The sequence below is a fragment of the Streptomyces sp. Mut1 genome, assembly GCF_030719295.1.
Lineage (GTDB): Bacteria > Actinomycetota > Actinomycetes > Streptomycetales > Streptomycetaceae > Streptomyces > Streptomyces castrisilvae.
The window spans coordinates 1-15,609 of the sequence record NZ_CP120998.1; the positions used below are offsets into that span (position 1 = coordinate 1).

Genomic DNA, 15,609 nt, shown 5'->3' on the forward strand with positions numbered 1-15,609 from the left:
CCGGCAACGTCGACATCGTCGACTTCCTGCTCGTCACCTTCCTGCGCACCAGCGAGCCCCGCGCCTACCAGTTGCTGTGGCAGCACCGAGCCGAACTCACCGGCACCAGCATGGACCTGCCCTCGCACCGCGACGAGCGGCCCGAACAGGGCATCGACCGCTGGCGCATCAGGCTGCAGAGCGCCGGCGTCGCCGAACAGCACCTGGACGGCGTGATCGGCCTGATGGGCATGCTGTTCGCACCAGTCCGGCAGGCTCTCGGCCATGGCATCAACCTTCAGGCCATCGCGCTGCGGCGCGGCATCGGCAGCATCGACTACTTCGACCGGTACATGGTCTTCGGCGTCCCCGACGACGACCTTCCCGAGCACACCCTCGACACCGCCCTGCAGCAACTGGCCGACAACACCCCAGGCACCGAAGCGGACGAATTGCTCCTGCGCCTGCGCGACGACACCCAGCGCATCACCCGCCGCATCGGTTACAAACGCGCCGCCGGCACTCCCCTACCGGCGGCCGCGCTCCTCAAAGCCGCAGCCCCGCAATACGGCCACCTCACCGCCGCCCCGCAAGGGGCTCTCGGCCTGTTCACCGCAGACCGCGCCATGGACTTCCTCGCAAAAGACCTCCTGACCGACCTTGCCGAGCCCGACCGGCCCGCGATCCTCAAGATCATGGCCGAGACCCCTGACGGAGCCGTGCTGGCTGCTCGCACTCTGCAACGCGTCACCGCCCGGAACGACTCCGACAGCCCAGACCACACACAGGCAGCAGCCACCCTCGACTGGATAGATGAGGCCCGCTCACTGATTAGCCACGAGATCGCACGGCACCTCGCCCCCTCCGCAAGCCGGTCCGTCGACGAACTCACCGAGCGGGAGATCACCCTCATCTGGGCATGGCGCCACACCAAACCCGAGGCCGCCCGGACCTGGATCAACCAGCGGCTCGACCAGGCATGGACCACGCTCGACCTCGTCGCCGTACTTCTCCCTCCCGACCGGGCATTGTTCCCCGTCATCAACCACGACACCCTGCAAAGCCTCGACGCGCTCATCGGCCTCGAAGCGCTGCACAACCACCTCGGCCCACTCCTCGACGCCCCCGCAACCAACCCCGACAACTCCCAGGACGAACACCGGACGCGCATCCTCCAGGCACTCCGCGAACACCGCGGCAACGCCCCGAGCAACGGCTGACCACCACCCGACCCACCTCCTGCGGCAAGACGGAGCAGCAAGCCGTGACAGACAGCCCTTTCGCCCCCGCGCCCGAACAATGGCAGCGCCTCTCCTCCGCCCGCCAGGCCTACACCGACGCTGTCAGTCCGTACTACGACGAGACACTGCAAGACGTGACCCACCGTGCGTGTGTCAGCGGGGACATCGGCAAAGCCGACATCGGAGCACTGCTGATGTGGAAACGGCTCAGAGCCGATACGCCCTGGGCCGCCGAACTCATGGCGCTCGCGGACGCCGACGTACGCCGCGTAACGGCCGCAGCCACGATCGCCGCCCGGGACACCACTCTCAGCCGCAGCTCGGCAGCACAAGCCGGCAGAGCAGCCCTGGCCTCGCTACCGGGTTTCCGCACCGGCGACGCCCTCGCCTCCGCCGTCCTCACAGCAGCCGCGCCAGACCGCATGGCCGTCTACGACCGGCGAGCCCACAGCGGGCTGCGCACCCTAGGCATCACCCTCAGCCACGCACCCGGCCGCTACAGCCGCTACATAGAAGCGATCGACCAGCTCCTGGCCTACGCTCCAGCCCCGATCCGCAACTGGACCGCACGAGACATGGACACCGCCCTGTACTGGCTCAACACGACCACATAACAACGCTCAACGAACCTGATCAACACGCAATGAGACTGACCCCACCTGACCAACAACCCCCGAACCTGACAAACCCGCAGCCCAGCTCCCGGCCCAAGGACTCCCGCTCTTCAACCCCCCTATCGTTCCACCCCGCACCACACCCCGGACCAAACTGATCAGCCCAGGCCGACCCACCACCCACTGATCAAAAAAACCGCCCCTGGACAGGGTCGCACTGAAGGAGCTGGGCATCGACTGGATCTGACGGTCGTCAACAGGGTCCGTCCCGTTTGGCAGTGATCCGGGGCTGGGTCAGGGGCGCGGGGTTGGGATGGTGAGGTACGGAGCGAGTTGGGCTTCGAGGTCGGCGATGCGTTTGTCCATGAAGCGGTTGTTCTGGCGGGCGCTGGTCAGGCGCTCTTGAATCTGCTGGTTGTCCTGGGTGAGCTGTCGTACGTGCTGCTTCAGCGTGGTGTTCTCGGTGACGATGCGCTGGAGGGAGCCCTCGGGGAGGTCGTGTTCGAGGTCGTGGATCTTGCCGAGGAGGTCTGCGATGTGGGTGCGCTGGGTGCGGATTTCGCGCTGGGCCTGAGTGAGTGCGTCTTCGGCGTTGAGTGCACGTTCCTTCCAGGCGGGCTGGGCGCGGCTGCCGCTGCCGCTGGTGGAGACTGCGGGATGGGACCTGCTTGCGCGGGTGACCTGCTCGATCAGGGCTCTGGCCTGCTGGTTTTGATAGAGGAAGGTGCGTGAGACGCGGGCGGTACGGGCGAGGGCGGCGACGGTGACAGGCGTATGGTCGCGTGCTGCGGTGGTCAGGGCGGTCTGGAGGCGTTCGAGCATCACCTGAGTGGTTTGGCGGCGGGCTTGGACGGCTGCGTCGGTGCAGGGCGTGCTCATGGCTGTCCTGTGGCGTCGTCGGGGGCTTGAAGTGCTGCGAGGTCTCGGGCGCGGAAGGCGGTGCTCCAGGTGCGGTGGAAGTAGTCCTGGGGGCGCCGAAGGTCCAGGGTGAGGGCTTCGTCGAGGATGCCGAGGGCGGCCAGGGCCTGCTCGAGTCCTTTGATGGCCTTGGCGGTGGGTTCGAAGACGGTGTGGAGGTAGTCGGCGGTGGCGTCGTCGGGGGCGTTCTCGGCGATGGAGCGCCATTCTCCGAACTACGCGTGGTGCTTCATGACATTGGCGCCGTGACACGGGCACCCGTTCGGACACGTTCAGGGTGCATCAGGTGACCCACCGGACGGTGGAGGCTGGCTAGGGTCCGGTTCGGCAGGTGGCGTGAGTGCTGGCGGATCGCCGTTGGCGGAGGGGGCGTGCGGCGGGAGCCCTGCGCGGGCTCTGGTGACATCGGCTTCCGCGCGCATCATCTCGGCCCTTGCGCGGATGAGATCCGCTTCGGCTTGACCCCGGGCCTGCACGTATTTGGCGTAGGCAGTCAGAATGACACCGATCAGAGTGCCGGTGGCAGTGGCCAGGGCGACGATCGCCGTCACCACTGCGGGCGTATCGGAGGGCCCCAACCCTGCGTGCAGCCGAAAGCTTTCGAGCACCTCACGCACACTGATCGACGCGGCAGCCAGCAAGAAGGCGATCCACAGACCGACAACTGCCAGAACCTGCCAGTGCCGCCAGCCTTCCAAATCCCTGACCTGCCTCATCGGCATCGCCACCCTTTCCATCGCTGCGGATACCGCCTGCACTGCCCTGTCGGCGCGCCAGCGGGAGTGGCGGCGGCTGAGCAGAATGTAGTTGCGCTCGTCGGCTGAAATGCCCTCGGGACGCTCGGCAAGCCAGTGCAGGGCCTGTGCCAGGTTGGATCCGCTCAGTAAATAGACGGATTGCCGGTGTGTGTTCCAGCGGGACAGGTCCTCCAGCAGCTGATGCTGCCAGACGTGGAAGTCCTGGTCCTCGACGAGCCATTGCCTCAGGCGCGGCCACAGCTGGATAAGCGCCTCGTGCGCCAGTTCGACGACATTCTCGCCGATGGCACCCCCCGGAACGTGGGAGAAAACGATGAGCCCGCTAATGGCCAGCTGCTGTGCCAGGTTGAAGAGTGCGGGGGCGAGGTCGGTGGTGCGGATGGGCCTTTGGCCAAAGGTGTCACCTTCGCCGATCCAGGACAGCTGCCTGAAAAGCGCTGGTGCACATTCCCGTTGGGCCTGCGTAAGCTCGGCCAGGGTGATCTCCGCGTGCACGACGAGCGCGCCGACGACACCGCCCATGTCGGCGTAGGCGGCGCTGGTGAGCGTCGAGCGGGTGCGGCACTTCCACAGCTGGGTCAGGGCGAACTGAACCAACGGCATCCGCCAGGGGTCGTCGCCCGCATCCGCGATGATCCGATCCGGCAGCCCCGGCTCGAAGTGCAGTCCCAGCACTGCGGCGACGGGTGCGGTCACCGCCAGCTGCAGATCATCGCCGCCCAGCGGCGCGAGGTACTCCACGGCCTCGGCCGCAAGATGGGACGTGTTGGCTGCGACCAGCGAATCGAGGAAGAAACCGGGCCGCGCGGTGGCGACAACGCGAAGAGTGGCATTGCTGTCATGGCCCACCAGAGCAGCAAGCATCCTGATGAGGTCAAGCGCGGCCCGGGGTTCGTACTCCTCCAGCTGGTCGATGAAGATGACATGTCCGGTGCTCCCTTTGCAGGCAAAGATCTCCTCCCGCAGGTCGGATGTCAGGATGTGAGCGACCGAAAAGGGGAGCCCTGCCAGCCTTTCGAGTACGGCAAGACCCTCGATCTCGCCGGGCCCCGGTTTCAGGATCTCCGTCAGCGCGTGGGCGAGGACGGCAGCCGCCGGTACCCCGGGCAGAGGCCGCAGTTCGGACACGCTCATGCCTTCGGCCCGCAGGCGGGGCAACACCCCAGCCCGTACGAGGGAAGACTTTCCACACCCCGAGGATCCCGCCACCACGGTCACCGGTCTCCTGCGCACGCCGGCATGCACGCGCGCGGTGTCACTGTCGCGGCCATGGAAGAACTCCGCGTCTTCCTCTCTGAACGCCGAGAGCCCGTTGAACGGGCAGCGCGGCTTCAGGATCACTTCATCGGCCACCAGCACGTCTGACGGCAAAAGATGCGCGGGACTCTCACTCAGGTTCGCGGCCACCATCATCCCGACGACACCGTCCTGCGCGCTGTTCCAGACCGGCGCCCCGCTGAACCCCGCCAGATTGTGCGGCCCCGGCTCCTGTGTCTTTATCGGTGCCCAGTCCAAGCCCTGCCCGGGCAGTGTGCCCCAGGCCCAGACGCCATGGTCGGCCCCGGCCGGGTAGCCGAGCACCTTGAACGCGTTCCCCCGCAGGGCGGTCCTGTTGACGAGCGGCACTGGCCGCGTTCCCCCGACGTACCTGTCCAGCCGCAGCAGCGCCACATCCGTTCCGCCGAACCGCCAGGACGCCACGATCGTCCGCACCCGAGGGCTGCCATCCAGTAGCGGAAAGTCGAGGTCCACCGGCTGGCCCAGCGCACCCAGCGGCTGGTCCGCGATATCCGGCACCCCGAGTGCCCGGATGACGACATCGGCGCAGGTGCACACCACATTGCCGGCGACGAGAAACCCGGTGCCCACCACCTCTCCGGCGGCCGAGTAGACCCGGACCTGCGACGCCTCCAGGATGTCGCTCACCCGTCCCGAGGCCATGCCCCTCCTGAAATCACGTTGATCAGCACACGACACGTCAGCATCCCCTTGCGTAGCGGCATCGCACAACTAATAACCCAGTTAAGGCTGCGAACCGCCCGCCTTCATGGCCATGGGCCCCAGCTCATAGCACGAGCCGCAAGGCAGTGGTCAGGGCTTCGAGGCCGTGACTGTTTGATCATGCTCCGGAATCATTCGACACCGTCCCAAAACTGCTCAACTGGTTCGGCCTACGACCTGATCAATTGCGGGGATACCCAGGAATACGGGCGATTCTTTGCGTCGCTGTTGCGCCTCGATTTGCGTAATCTTTTCTTCTGTGGCAGCGACGCTGACGCCGAGTTGCTCGATATCGCCGAGCCATCCCTCGCGTTCGGCTTCCGCGATCCGATCGTTGAGGTTGTTTCTGATTTGTTCAAGTCGGGGCTTTTCAGTGGGGCCGACGATGAGGACGGGGCAGCGAACGTCCCGTTGACCGAACTAGATTTGGCTCCCTTCGAGGTCAACTCACAGTGACAATAAGGGGGTTGTGGCTCTCAACGGCGGGTCGTGGTGACTGCGCGTGTGGTGGTGGATCTGGTTTCATCGCGTGTCGTCAAGTAGGTCGGCCCGTGGAGGAATGGATGCCAGAGCACAGCACGACGGTCCGGGATGTGGCGACGCTGAAGGTGGCGAGGGTCGGCCGCGTCGAGAAGAGCGATGACCCGCTGCGGCCGTTCCGGCTCGTAGACGCCGATGGCACCGAGGTGGCGGCGGTCAGTGAGTTCCTGCACCACATGCTCGCCGACGACGCGAGTCCGACGTCGCTGCGGTCCTACGCCTATGAGCTGTTGGCGTGGGTCCGGTTCTTACGCGCCGTGGACGTTCCCTGGCAACTGGCGAGCCGCGTCGAGGCCCGTGACTTCGCACTGTGGCTGAAGACCACGAAGAAGCCGCCCCGGCAGCGCCGTCCCGACGCACCCGCCCCGGGCTCGGTGAACCCAGTCACGGGGAAGGCCGCGCCGGGCGAGAACTATGCCGCTCGGACCAGGCGGCACGCTCGCGCGGTGATCCGCTCGTTCTACGAGTACCACCGAGAGACCCACGGCCGACCGCTGATCAACCCGTTCCCGCAGGGAGGGGCTGCCGAGGAGGGGAGTCCGAATGCGCATCACAACCCGATGCAGCCGTTCCGGCAGCCCTCGCGCCGGGGTACCTATCAGCCCAAGGAGCCCAAGCCGACCGCGAGGATCATTCCTGACCAGGCAATCAACGACCTGTTCGCCGGGTTGAAGTACAACCGGGACAGGGCTCTGATCGCCTTCTACATCTCCACCGGCGCCCGCGCCTCCGAGCTGCTGGGTGTCCCGCAGGGCCTGGTCGCGCCCGGGGACCAGACGATCGGCGTGGTCCGCAAGGGCAGCCAGGTCCTGCAGCACCTTCCCGCCTCCGCCGACGCGTTCGTTTGGCTGCGGCTCTACCAGCAGGAACTGCGCGGCATGGTCCCCAAGCACCCGTCGGAGCCGCTGTGGTGGACGCTGCGGCGGCCCTTCCGCCCGCTGGAGTACGACGCGGCCCGGATGGTCTTCACCCGTGCCAACCAGCTGCTCGGCGCGAACTGGACCCTGCACGACCTGAGGCACAGCGCGGCCAAGAGGATGGTCCGCGATCCGAACCTGACCCTCGCCGACGTGCAGTGGGTCATGGGACATGCCCACATCACCACCACGGAAATTTACATCGCTCCCACGCCCGACGAGGTCGTCGCCCACGTTCTGGCCCACCATGAACGGCAGCGCGCCGAGCAGGCCAAGCCGCCAGCCCCGCCGGCACCGGGTTACCGCCCCGAGGTGCTGGCAGCACTGCTCGGCACCTCGACCGCGGGCGGCGAAAGCCGGTGAACCCGACCGCGAACGTCGACGTCCCCAGGGCCGTCGAGCCACATGAGGTGGGGAACCCACTGGAGTGGAAACCGCGAGTCGGCGAAGCGAGCTGGTGGCAGACGCGTCAGAGCCGGGAGAGCCTGGTCGAGCGGCTGCTTGGACTGTTCACCGACCCCGGTGCGGGCCTGACCCGCGACAAGACTCGGCGGCGGGGCCTGGGCAAGCTGCTGGACTGGCTCGAAGGCCAGCCCGGAGAGACCTGGCAGGATCGCTGGATGGCCAGCGGGGCGGACGACGCCGGCTTCGAGTGGACCGATCTGCCTCTGCAGGGACGCGGCACACCCAAGAGCCACTGGCGCGATGAACTGGCCACGGGACTGGTGCTCCTGGTCGCCGGGCAGGCGATCCGCCCCAGCTACCCGTGGCTGCTGCGGCAGCGCGTGACGGTGATGCTCACCGAGTCCCGGGCCGCCAGTGACCCCGCTGCCTTCCAGCGGCTCGAACAACTGGCCCAGCATGCGACCCCGACAGCGAGGTCCGACGCCCTGAACAAGCTCACCTGGATCGTGATCCGCAAGGGTGGCCTGGTCAGCGACATCACCGTCGGCGACTGCATCGAGCTGACCACCGCACTGGAGGAACACCACTTCCGGGGCAGCGCCGGCCGGCCGCTGTTCTATGCCCTGCTCAAGGAGACCGGCGTGCTCCCGGCCAGCGCACCGGTGCGGCTGCGGGCGCTTCGCATCGAAGGCCGCCGCAGCGTCGAGCAGATCGTCGACGCGTACGCCATCGAGTGCCGGGCCGTCCGTGACCTGCTGGTCGAGTACTTCACCGAGCGGGCTCCCGAGCTCGACCACGTCTCGCTGCGTTCGATCGCCCGCAACCTGTGCCGGTTGTTCTGGCGCGACCTGGAGATCCACCATCCCGGCATCGACTCGCTGCGACTGACGCCCGAGGTCGCGCAGGCGTGGAAGGAACGCCTGGCCTACATCCGTGACGCCCAGGGCCACCCGGTGCGGCCGCGGGTGAACTTCCGCAGCGAGCTGGTGTTCGTCCGGGCGTTCTACCAGGACATCGCCCGCTGGGCCGCCGACGATCCGGCGCGATGGGCGCCCTGGGTGGCGCCGTGTCCGATCAAGGCCAACGAGTGCGCGACGAAGAAGTCCAGGTCCGGGGTGAAGTCCCGGATGGACCAGCGGACCCGGACCCAGCTGCCGCTGCTGCCCGCGCTGCTTCGCGCCGTCGACCGGCAGCGCAAGGACGCCGAGGCCCGCATCACCGCGGCTCGGGCGATGCCGGCCGGTGGACGGTTCCTCGTCGCCGGGGAGGAGTTCGAGCGCTGCGGGTCCGGGCAGGCCGGCCGCGTCTATGCCACCGCGGTGGCCACCGACAGGCGGCGGAACCTGACCCACGAGGAGGAGGCGGCGTTCTGGTCCTGGGCGACGGTGGAGGTGCTGCGGCACACCGGCATCCGGATCGAGGAGATGCTGGAGCTCACCCACCACAGCTTCATCGCCTACACCCTGCCCACCACCGGCGAGGTGGTGCCGATGCTGCAGGTCGCCCCGTCCAAGACCGATTCGGAGCGCCTGCTACTGGTCTCCCCGGAGCTGGCGGAGGTACTGACCGCGGTGATCTTCCGGGTCCGGGCCGGGAACGCCGCCCTGCCGCTGGTGTCGGCCTACGACGTGTTCGAGCAGACCTGGAGCCCGCCCATGCCGTTCCTGTTCCAACGCCGGTACGGCACCGAGGACCGACCGCTGACCCGCAGCTACATCCGCGAGTGCCTGGTCGCGACCTCGCAGTCCGCCCAGATCACCATGGCCGGCGACCCGCTCGAATGGCGCCCCCACGACTTCAGAAGGATCTTCGTGACCGACGCCATCCGCTCCGGACTGCCCCCGCACATCGCCGCGAAGATCTGCGGCCACGCCGCTCTGGACACCACCATGGGCTATGCCGCGATCTACCCGGAAGATGTGATCTCCCATCACCGGGCCTTCATCGCCCGCCGCAGAACCGAGCGACCCAGCGAGGAGTACCGCGAACTCACCGCCACCGAGTGGGACGAGTTCCTGGCCCACTTCGAACTCCGCAAGGTCGCCCTGGGAACCTGCGGCCGCGACTACGCGACCCCCTGCCAGCATGAAAACGCCTGCGTCAGGTGTCCCCTACTTCTCGTGGACCCGACCCAGATGCCGCGCCTCCAGGAGATCCACGGCAACCTCATCGACCGGCTCCAAGAGGCCAAAGACCAGGGCTGGCTCGGCGAGGTCGCCGCCATCGAGACCACCATGGCCGCTGCCGCGCAGAAACTGGAGGCCATGCGCGACCGTGCAGCACAACCGTCCACCGTCCATCTCGGCATGCCCGACATCCGCCGCGATGCCGGACGAAGCAGCACCAACTCCGAGCACTGAGCGCCGACGCGCTCTCGATCGTCAGCCAGCGAAATGTCAGTCCCCTCATGGAGTGGGGCCTGGCAGGATGCCCGGATGCAGATCTTGGAGGAAATCGCGCCGTTGCTGCGTTCGCTGGCTGCATCGAGTCATGTCTACGCCAGTTGGGGCGCGATATCGAAGGCCACCGTCGCGGAGGAGGTGTTCGCCCTCGGCATGGTCGCGCAGGACGACTGGGCGCATCAGGCTGTCGCGGGCGCAGTCGGTCCCGCGTCTGCCCGCGAGATCGAGGCAGCATTTCGGCCCGTGGACGCGGAGGGAGCGATCGAGTTGATGACCAACCTGTCAGCCTTCGATCTCGTCTACTCTCGGAGCCTTCTCCGGGACCGCGATCACGCGGAGCGGGCGGCCACGCGAGTGGCGAAGCTGCTCGGTCGGGGCACGAGCTGGGTCACGAACACGGAGGGCATGGGCAACGGCCGCGCGTGGACGCCCGTCACCCGGCACGGCATCGATGTCGTCGTTGCCGGAACCACCGCAGAGCACTTCGTGATCCTCCTCGCCCTGGGCGACGACTAACGAGGGCCGGAGCATCTCGGAGTGTGACCTCTCGTCCTGGCCAGTACCTCAGCCTCCCGAAGAGCTCCCTCCTCCATCGTAGCGACCCCCGCCACGGCCTCACCGACCCGCGCTACGTCGCTTTCAACGAGTGATTGCACCAGATTCACCGGACGCCCCACCCGCATAGCGCTGCTTGAAAATGCCTGAGCATCCACGACGCTTCCGGCGGCCGAGCACTTTGGTCAGTCGTTGATCACCCGTTGAAAGATCCCGGCGAACTCGCCGTTCTCGATCAGTCCGGCGATCACGTCGGTCATGCTGCCGATGCCGGGATCTCTGACGATCAGGCCGTCCGAGACCCAGAAATACCGGCCTCCGAGGGCCTCGTCGGTCCCTGTCCAGAGCTTCATCAGGCGCTCGACTTCCGCGACGGTGAACACGGTCGCGGTCCAACAGGATCCGTCCTTCAGAGTCACGAAGACATCGACGTTGCAGACTTTGTCCAAGTCCTCGCCGCCGCTGGGCAGGAACGACGCCTGGAAGTTCTCCACACGGACCCAATACCGGGTCTCGTCCCACCCTCGCTCGATCGGCTCCGACGATGTGCTGGGGCTCATCGCGTGAGTGTCCCCGCTCGGGTCATCGATCTCAACCGAGATCCTCTGTCCCGTTGCCGCTGCCCGCGGCCATGGCCGGGGACGTTCGTCCGTACGCAACTGTGGAGAAAAGTCTGTACGCCGACACCAAGCCGCCCGCGACAAGAACATGGGCCGTCCCGCCAGCCATCAGTAGCGTCCGTCGAGAGCTTCGACGAGGCAGCGGAGTTCACGTGCCCGCCGTCGGGACATCGCCAGAATCACCGCTTCGAGGTACTCGCGGGCCCGCCACGGGTCTCCGCAACATGCCCACTCCGTGCAGCCGCCGCTCTCGTCGTCCCACAGGCGTCGGTTCGGCTGGTGGACGAAGCTTCTCCAGCGCACCATGGCCGACCCGATCGAGCCCGGCCACAGGTACTTCTTTTGACGTTCTATCCGTCGAACTTCAGCGAGAGCTGCCGAGGACAGACCATGGATGATCGTGATGTCGTCCTGCATCCGGGGCCGGCGCGGAAGCTCGGCACGGACACGGCCAGGCCGTCTACGCGGCATCGGCCTTTCTGATGATCGTCATGCCGGTCATCATCCCACCAACTGGCACCGTCCGACCAGACCATAGACCGGTCTCATGGTCCTGCGGACACGTCCTGACATCCCATCAGCGGCGCACAAGATGCCCCACGCGCCCCGCTGCAATCCTTCGCAACCACTACTCACAGTGAAGAAGGTGCCGACGACTCCACCCACAAGACTCCGCTGGACTGGTTCGGATAAGCGTGTGTCAGATGTTCCATGCTCCGGGTCGACCCGAATGAACGGCCCCGTCTCGAAGAGATCCGAGAGAACCTGGTCGCTCGGATCGCCGAGGCCGAACGCGAGGGCTGGCTCGGCGAGGTCGACGGCCTGAACGTCAGCCTCGCCGCCGCAGAGGACAAACTCATACAGCTCGATGCCGAGCAGGCTCGCACATCGACTGTGGTCCACCTCGGCCTGCCGGCCTTCCACCAGATCGGCCGCCCGATCCACCGAGGCGGACGCGTCGTCTCCCGGCTGAAGAGTGAAGGCAGTACAGAAATCGGTATGCGCAGGTTGTGACGCTGGTCCTACTCTCGGTGCGGGTGTTCCGGGTTGGGGGCACCCGTTTGAATGCACAGTGAGGATTCGCGCGTGATCTCGATCTACCTGTCTCTGAGCAACCCCCGCTGGACCCCGAAGACCGAGGCCGACCTCCAGGCCGCGATCACCGGCGGTCTCATCGAGGAGAAGCACTACTTCGACGCCAAGGAGATGCTCGCCACGAAGGGTGACAACAGGGAGTTGGCGCGCGACCTGTCGTCCTTCGCCATCGACGGCGGCACGATGATCGTCGGGCTGGCCGAGGACAAGCAGAATGGCACCTTCAGCCTCGCCCCGCAGCCCCTGCAGGGGCTGCCGGAGAGGGTCGAGCAGGTCGCCCACTCCCTTCCCGACCCTCCCCTGGTGATCCTCACCGACCCCATCAAGTCGGAGGCCGATCCCGCCCAGGGTTACCTCATCATCCACGTCCCAGCCAGCCCGCTGGCCCCGCACATGGTCGACGGGCGCTACTTCGGGCGCGGCGACAAGACCAAGCGGACTCTCCCGGACTCCGAGGTCGTCCGGCTCCACGAGCGACGCCGGAATGCTGAACAGGATGCGCTCGCCCTGCTCAAGCAGGAGATCGACAACGACCCGATGCACGACGTCGGGAAGCAGTCCCACATGTTCCTCGTCGCCCAGCCCCTCGCTGCCCCGCGGGACATGCTCCTGGACCTCACCAGCGGACCGAAGTGGAACCTGCAACTCGCCCAGCTCATCGATAAGGTCTACACCCCCGAGATCAACGCCCGCGTGGATGGCCTTGAGACCTACCCGAAGCTCATCGACGCGGGCAATGGCTACCGGCGCAGCGGCGGGGCGGCCCGGGCCAGCAACAACCTCGGCGAGGGCCGCATCTTCACCCGGAATCCGGGCGTCTACCACGACGAAAACGCGATCGAGCTGCAAATCTTCGAGAACGGAGGCCTCCGGCTCTTCTCCAGTCGCCTCTCCGAGCGGTTCGAAGGAGATGCCGAGGACCACTTCCTCCACGATCCCGCCGTGGTGGGTAACACCCGCCGCTTCCTCGCACTTGTGCGCCAGGCTGCGGCAGACGGCGGCTACATGGGTAACTGGGCCCTCGCCGTGGGCCTCACCAGGCTCCGCGGCCGCAGCCCCTACACCAGCGTTCCGCAGAACTTCCGGGGGACCTCCGTGCAGCGGAACCGCTACGACCGGGATACCTACGAACAGGCCACGGGGACCACCTGGGCCGAACTCAACGAGACTCCCGGAGCGGTCACTCGCCGTCTTGTCGGCTCTTTCCTGCGGACCCTCGCAGCCGAGGAGTACTTCGACACCGCGCTGAACGATGACTGACTCGAATTCTTGAGGCCCCTCAGCCGCCCTTTCGGGCTGCTGAGGGGCCTTTCCGTTAGTTCAGAGAAGTAGGTCGCCAGCCGCAGATACGTCTGGTCGACGTGGGACAACCGCCCGTACTTCAGCGCGTCAACCCCGCTGATGACGGGGGTGTAGCCGACGTTGCAGCCATGGGCCACCAGCAGCGCCGCGATCGTGACGGGGAGGTCCTTGAGCCGGGCTTCGCCACCGGTGACCGAGGTGAACGCCTGGTCGGCGCCGGTCCAGGAGAACACCTCCAGCAGCACCTCCGGCAGGTCGACGCGGGGCAGCATCGCGTTCACCGCCGCCCGCAGACCGAGCAGGGAGGCCGGTTCGGGCTCCGGCTCAAGCGCGGCGAAGTGCAAGCGGCCGTCATCGTCGAAAGAGATCTGCGCGTTCTCCGGCAGGCGGCCCGAGACCTCCCGGTAGGTACCGTCCAGCAGCGCTGCCCGCGCCGCCAGGCGTTCGCCCGCTCCCTCGGGCAGGCCCAGGGACGCAAGGACGGTGGACTTGGCCTGCTCCCACGCCTCACCCGCCAGCAGCTTCGCCCTCGGGTCGCCCCACTTGGAGGAGTTCTTCGCGAAGATCTCCCGCCGTCGCAGCATGTGGTGGAACTGCTCCAGCACGCAGAACACGTACGCCTTCCAGCCCACCGTCCCCGGCTCCAGGCCCGGCGCGGTCAGCACCAGACGCCGCCAGGACCCGGCCAGCAGCTCGGTATCGATCTCGACAGGTCCCACCTTCTTACGGCCCATCAGCTCCGGCAAAGTCTTCAGCGCGGCCAGAATCGGGGCACCCTCCGGAGTCGCTCCGAAGTCCACGACCTTGACCAGAAGCTTCAGGAACGGTCGCACCGTCCCGAACCGGGTGGCCAGCATCGCCCGCCATGCCTGATCCGCATCGGAGTCCAGCGGCGGGGTCAGCTCGAACAGCGCCGCGATCGCGGCGGCCAGCTCGCTGCGCGCCACCACCGCCTCGATCTGCTCCCACATCGCCGCCAGCGTCTGCACCTTCGGGGCGCTGATCTCCCCGGTGTCGGTATCGACCTGCTCGGCAGTGGTGTCGAAGACGACCTGGAACGCGGTCGCCAGCTTCGCCCCGGCCCGTTCGACTCTCGGCAGGGTCTTCATCTTCTCCTTGGCCGTCTCCCGCTCGGCCTTGGCCAGCAGTTTCGTGGCGATCAGCACCTCCAGCAGGTCCAAGGCGTCATCGACCGCCCGTGTCGTCAGGTGCACCGCAGTGGCCAGCAGCGTCGCCAGGCGCCGCGCGTCGTTGTGCCGCTTGAGCAGCGTCGTCTTGCCGTCCACCCCGTACCGCGACAGCTCCGCGAGCCGGTATCCTCGACACGTCCAGCTCACCCATGCCCAGATCAGCGATCTCCTCCGCCCGGTCCAGGGACCACTTCATCTGCGGGCCCGACACTCGCACCGGCCCGCGCCGCAGGCGATCCAGCTCCGAGACCCGCGCACCCGCAGGCACCGTCAGCAGCGAGTCCAGCACTGCTCGCTGGCCGATGTTCAGCAGTCCGTAGAGGGTGTCCCACAGCCGCTGGTTCGCCGCCTCCCGGACATTGCCCACCAGACGTGACAAGCGGCTCGCCCCGGGCAGAAGCACCCTGCGCTCGCGCAGCCATCCCACCGCCGCATCGAACAACGCCTTCGGCCCGTCCCCAGTCGTCCAGGCCCGCGCGTCCAGCCACTCACTCAGCTCGGCCGAGACCTCGGCAAAGTCCCGCCAGCCCCCCGCCTCCTGAATCTCCCCGGCGTGGGTGCGGGCCGTCCCGTCCCGTTCGCCGTACTCCTTTAGACACGACGGATCCGCAATCTCCAGATGCTCGGCCAGGTACTCGGCCACCTCCGCCGGCACCTGCCGCGGGTCCGGCAGGAACCGGCCCAAGTAGCGCACGCTCGTGAGCTGGACCGCGTACCCGAGCCGATTGTGCACACGCCGCTTGGCTTGCACCGCCTCCCGGTCCGCGTCGTCCAGGAAGAAGTACCGCTCCAACTCCGTACGGGACGGCGCCCCGACAAACACCCCGTACCCAGCATGCTCGCCCGACAGAAACTCGACCGCCACAACAACTCTCCGTAGATCGACAACAGCGACCCACGGAGGCTCTGACAGGCGATCACCCCAGGTCAAAGTGCCAATCAACACCGAGAAGGCTTAGCGCACGATCTGACATGGATGTTCCTCAAGCCCCGACACCACCACACCTTCGAGGTGACCGTACGCCGGACACCGGGCTGGGCGTCGGCTCCCGAGGCAAGTGCTCACGGACGA

11 protein-coding genes and 2 pseudogenes are annotated in these 15,609 nt (G+C 67.0%); 8 read left to right on the forward strand and 5 right to left on the reverse strand.

Translation table 11 applies throughout. From position 1 onward, the window contains the following. Both P8A18_RS33085 and P8A18_RS33090 read left to right on the forward strand, forming a co-directional pair. Positions 1-1,199: pseudogene (locus P8A18_RS33085) on the forward strand (hypothetical protein); the annotation flags it as partial. A gap of 44 nt (positions 1,200-1,243) precedes the next feature. Continuing rightward, a complete protein-coding gene (locus P8A18_RS33090; protein WP_306050437.1) occupies positions 1,244-1,834 on the forward strand; it encodes a hypothetical protein in 591 nt (196 codons plus the stop codon). A gap of 294 nt (positions 1,835-2,128) precedes the next feature. Here the strand turns inward: P8A18_RS33090 and P8A18_RS33095 are convergent, their stop codons facing one another. Then, the gene (locus P8A18_RS33095; protein ID WP_306061340.1) at positions 2,129-2,713 is read right to left on the reverse strand and encodes a DUF6262 family protein; all 585 of its coding nucleotides are present in this window, start codon (positions 2,711-2,713) and stop codon (positions 2,129-2,131) included. Between the two features lie 311 nt (positions 2,714-3,024). Further along, positions 3,025-5,436: a serine protease gene (locus P8A18_RS33100; RefSeq protein WP_306061342.1), complete on the reverse strand. Its 2,412-nt coding sequence runs from the start codon at positions 5,434-5,436 to the stop codon at positions 3,025-3,027. 195 nt (positions 5,437-5,631) lie between these two features. On the opposite strand from P8A18_RS33100, the gene P8A18_RS33105 reads away from it, so the two are divergent. The 4 genes from P8A18_RS33105 to P8A18_RS33120 all read left to right on the forward strand — a co-directional run bounded on the left by P8A18_RS33105 (position 5,632) and on the right by P8A18_RS33120 (position 10,291). Beyond that, complete coding sequence (locus tag P8A18_RS33105; protein WP_306061344.1) at positions 5,632-5,967, forward strand: hypothetical protein; 336 nt, start codon at positions 5,632-5,634, stop codon at positions 5,965-5,967. A gap of 107 nt (positions 5,968-6,074) precedes the next feature. Further along, a complete protein-coding gene (locus P8A18_RS33110; protein WP_306061346.1) occupies positions 6,075-7,331 on the forward strand; it encodes a tyrosine-type recombinase/integrase in 1,257 nt (418 codons plus the stop codon). After that, positions 7,328-9,733, forward strand: a complete 2,406-nt coding sequence (locus tag P8A18_RS33115; RefSeq protein ID WP_306061348.1) for a tyrosine-type recombinase/integrase — start codon at positions 7,328-7,330, stop codon at positions 9,731-9,733. Before P8A18_RS33110 ends, P8A18_RS33115 begins: the two co-directional genes overlap by 4 nt. 75 nt (positions 9,734-9,808) lie before the next feature. Beyond that, complete coding sequence (locus tag P8A18_RS33120; RefSeq protein ID WP_306061350.1) at positions 9,809-10,291, forward strand: hypothetical protein; 483 nt, start codon at positions 9,809-9,811, stop codon at positions 10,289-10,291. A 224-nt stretch (positions 10,292-10,515) separates the two neighbouring features. Here the strand turns inward: P8A18_RS33120 and P8A18_RS33125 are convergent, their stop codons facing one another. Both P8A18_RS33125 and P8A18_RS33130 read right to left on the reverse strand, forming a co-directional pair. Further along, the gene (locus P8A18_RS33125) at positions 10,516-10,890 is read right to left on the reverse strand and encodes a hypothetical protein (protein WP_306061352.1); all 375 of its coding nucleotides are present in this window, start codon (positions 10,888-10,890) and stop codon (positions 10,516-10,518) included. 168 nt (positions 10,891-11,058) lie between these two features. Beyond that, positions 11,059-11,367: a hypothetical protein gene (locus P8A18_RS33130; protein ID WP_306061354.1), complete on the reverse strand. Its 309-nt coding sequence runs from the start codon at positions 11,365-11,367 to the stop codon at positions 11,059-11,061. A 294-nt stretch (positions 11,368-11,661) separates the two neighbouring features. Between P8A18_RS33130 and P8A18_RS33135 the strand changes: the two genes are divergently transcribed. Both P8A18_RS33135 and P8A18_RS34410 read left to right on the forward strand, forming a co-directional pair. Next, complete coding sequence (locus tag P8A18_RS33135; protein ID WP_306061355.1) at positions 11,662-11,964, forward strand: hypothetical protein; 303 nt, start codon at positions 11,662-11,664, stop codon at positions 11,962-11,964. A gap of 72 nt (positions 11,965-12,036) precedes the next feature. Beyond that, positions 12,037-13,305: an AlbA family DNA-binding domain-containing protein gene (locus P8A18_RS34410; protein ID WP_371933806.1), complete on the forward strand. Its 1,269-nt coding sequence runs from the start codon at positions 12,037-12,039 to the stop codon at positions 13,303-13,305. Between the two features lie 68 nt (positions 13,306-13,373). Here the strand turns inward: P8A18_RS34410 and P8A18_RS34415 are convergent. After that, positions 13,374-15,402: pseudogene (locus P8A18_RS34415) on the reverse strand (DUF4158 domain-containing protein); the annotation flags it as partial. Positions 15,403-15,609 lie beyond the last annotated feature (207 nt).

What these genes read in the sequence shown, in the direction of transcription:
- P8A18_RS33130 (WP_306061354.1), bottom strand. Translation starts at nt 11,367, where the DNA reads ATGCAGGACGACATCACGATCATCCATGGTCTGTCCTCGGCAGCTCTC.
- P8A18_RS33135 (WP_306061355.1), top strand. Translation starts at nt 11,662, where the DNA reads ATGCTCCGGGTCGACCCGAATGAACGGCCCCGTCTCGAAGAGATCCGA.
- P8A18_RS33095 (WP_306061340.1), bottom strand. Translation starts at nt 2,713, where the DNA reads ATGAGCACGCCCTGCACCGACGCAGCCGTCCAAGCCCGCCGCCAAACC.
- P8A18_RS33120 (WP_306061350.1), top strand. Translation starts at nt 9,809, where the DNA reads ATGCAGATCTTGGAGGAAATCGCGCCGTTGCTGCGTTCGCTGGCTGCA.
- P8A18_RS33110 (WP_306061346.1), top strand. Translation starts at nt 6,075, where the DNA reads ATGCCAGAGCACAGCACGACGGTCCGGGATGTGGCGACGCTGAAGGTG.
- P8A18_RS33105 (WP_306061344.1), top strand. Translation starts at nt 5,632, where the DNA reads ATGCTCCGGAATCATTCGACACCGTCCCAAAACTGCTCAACTGGTTCG.
- P8A18_RS33125 (WP_306061352.1), bottom strand. Translation starts at nt 10,890, where the DNA reads ATGAGCCCCAGCACATCGTCGGAGCCGATCGAGCGAGGGTGGGACGAG.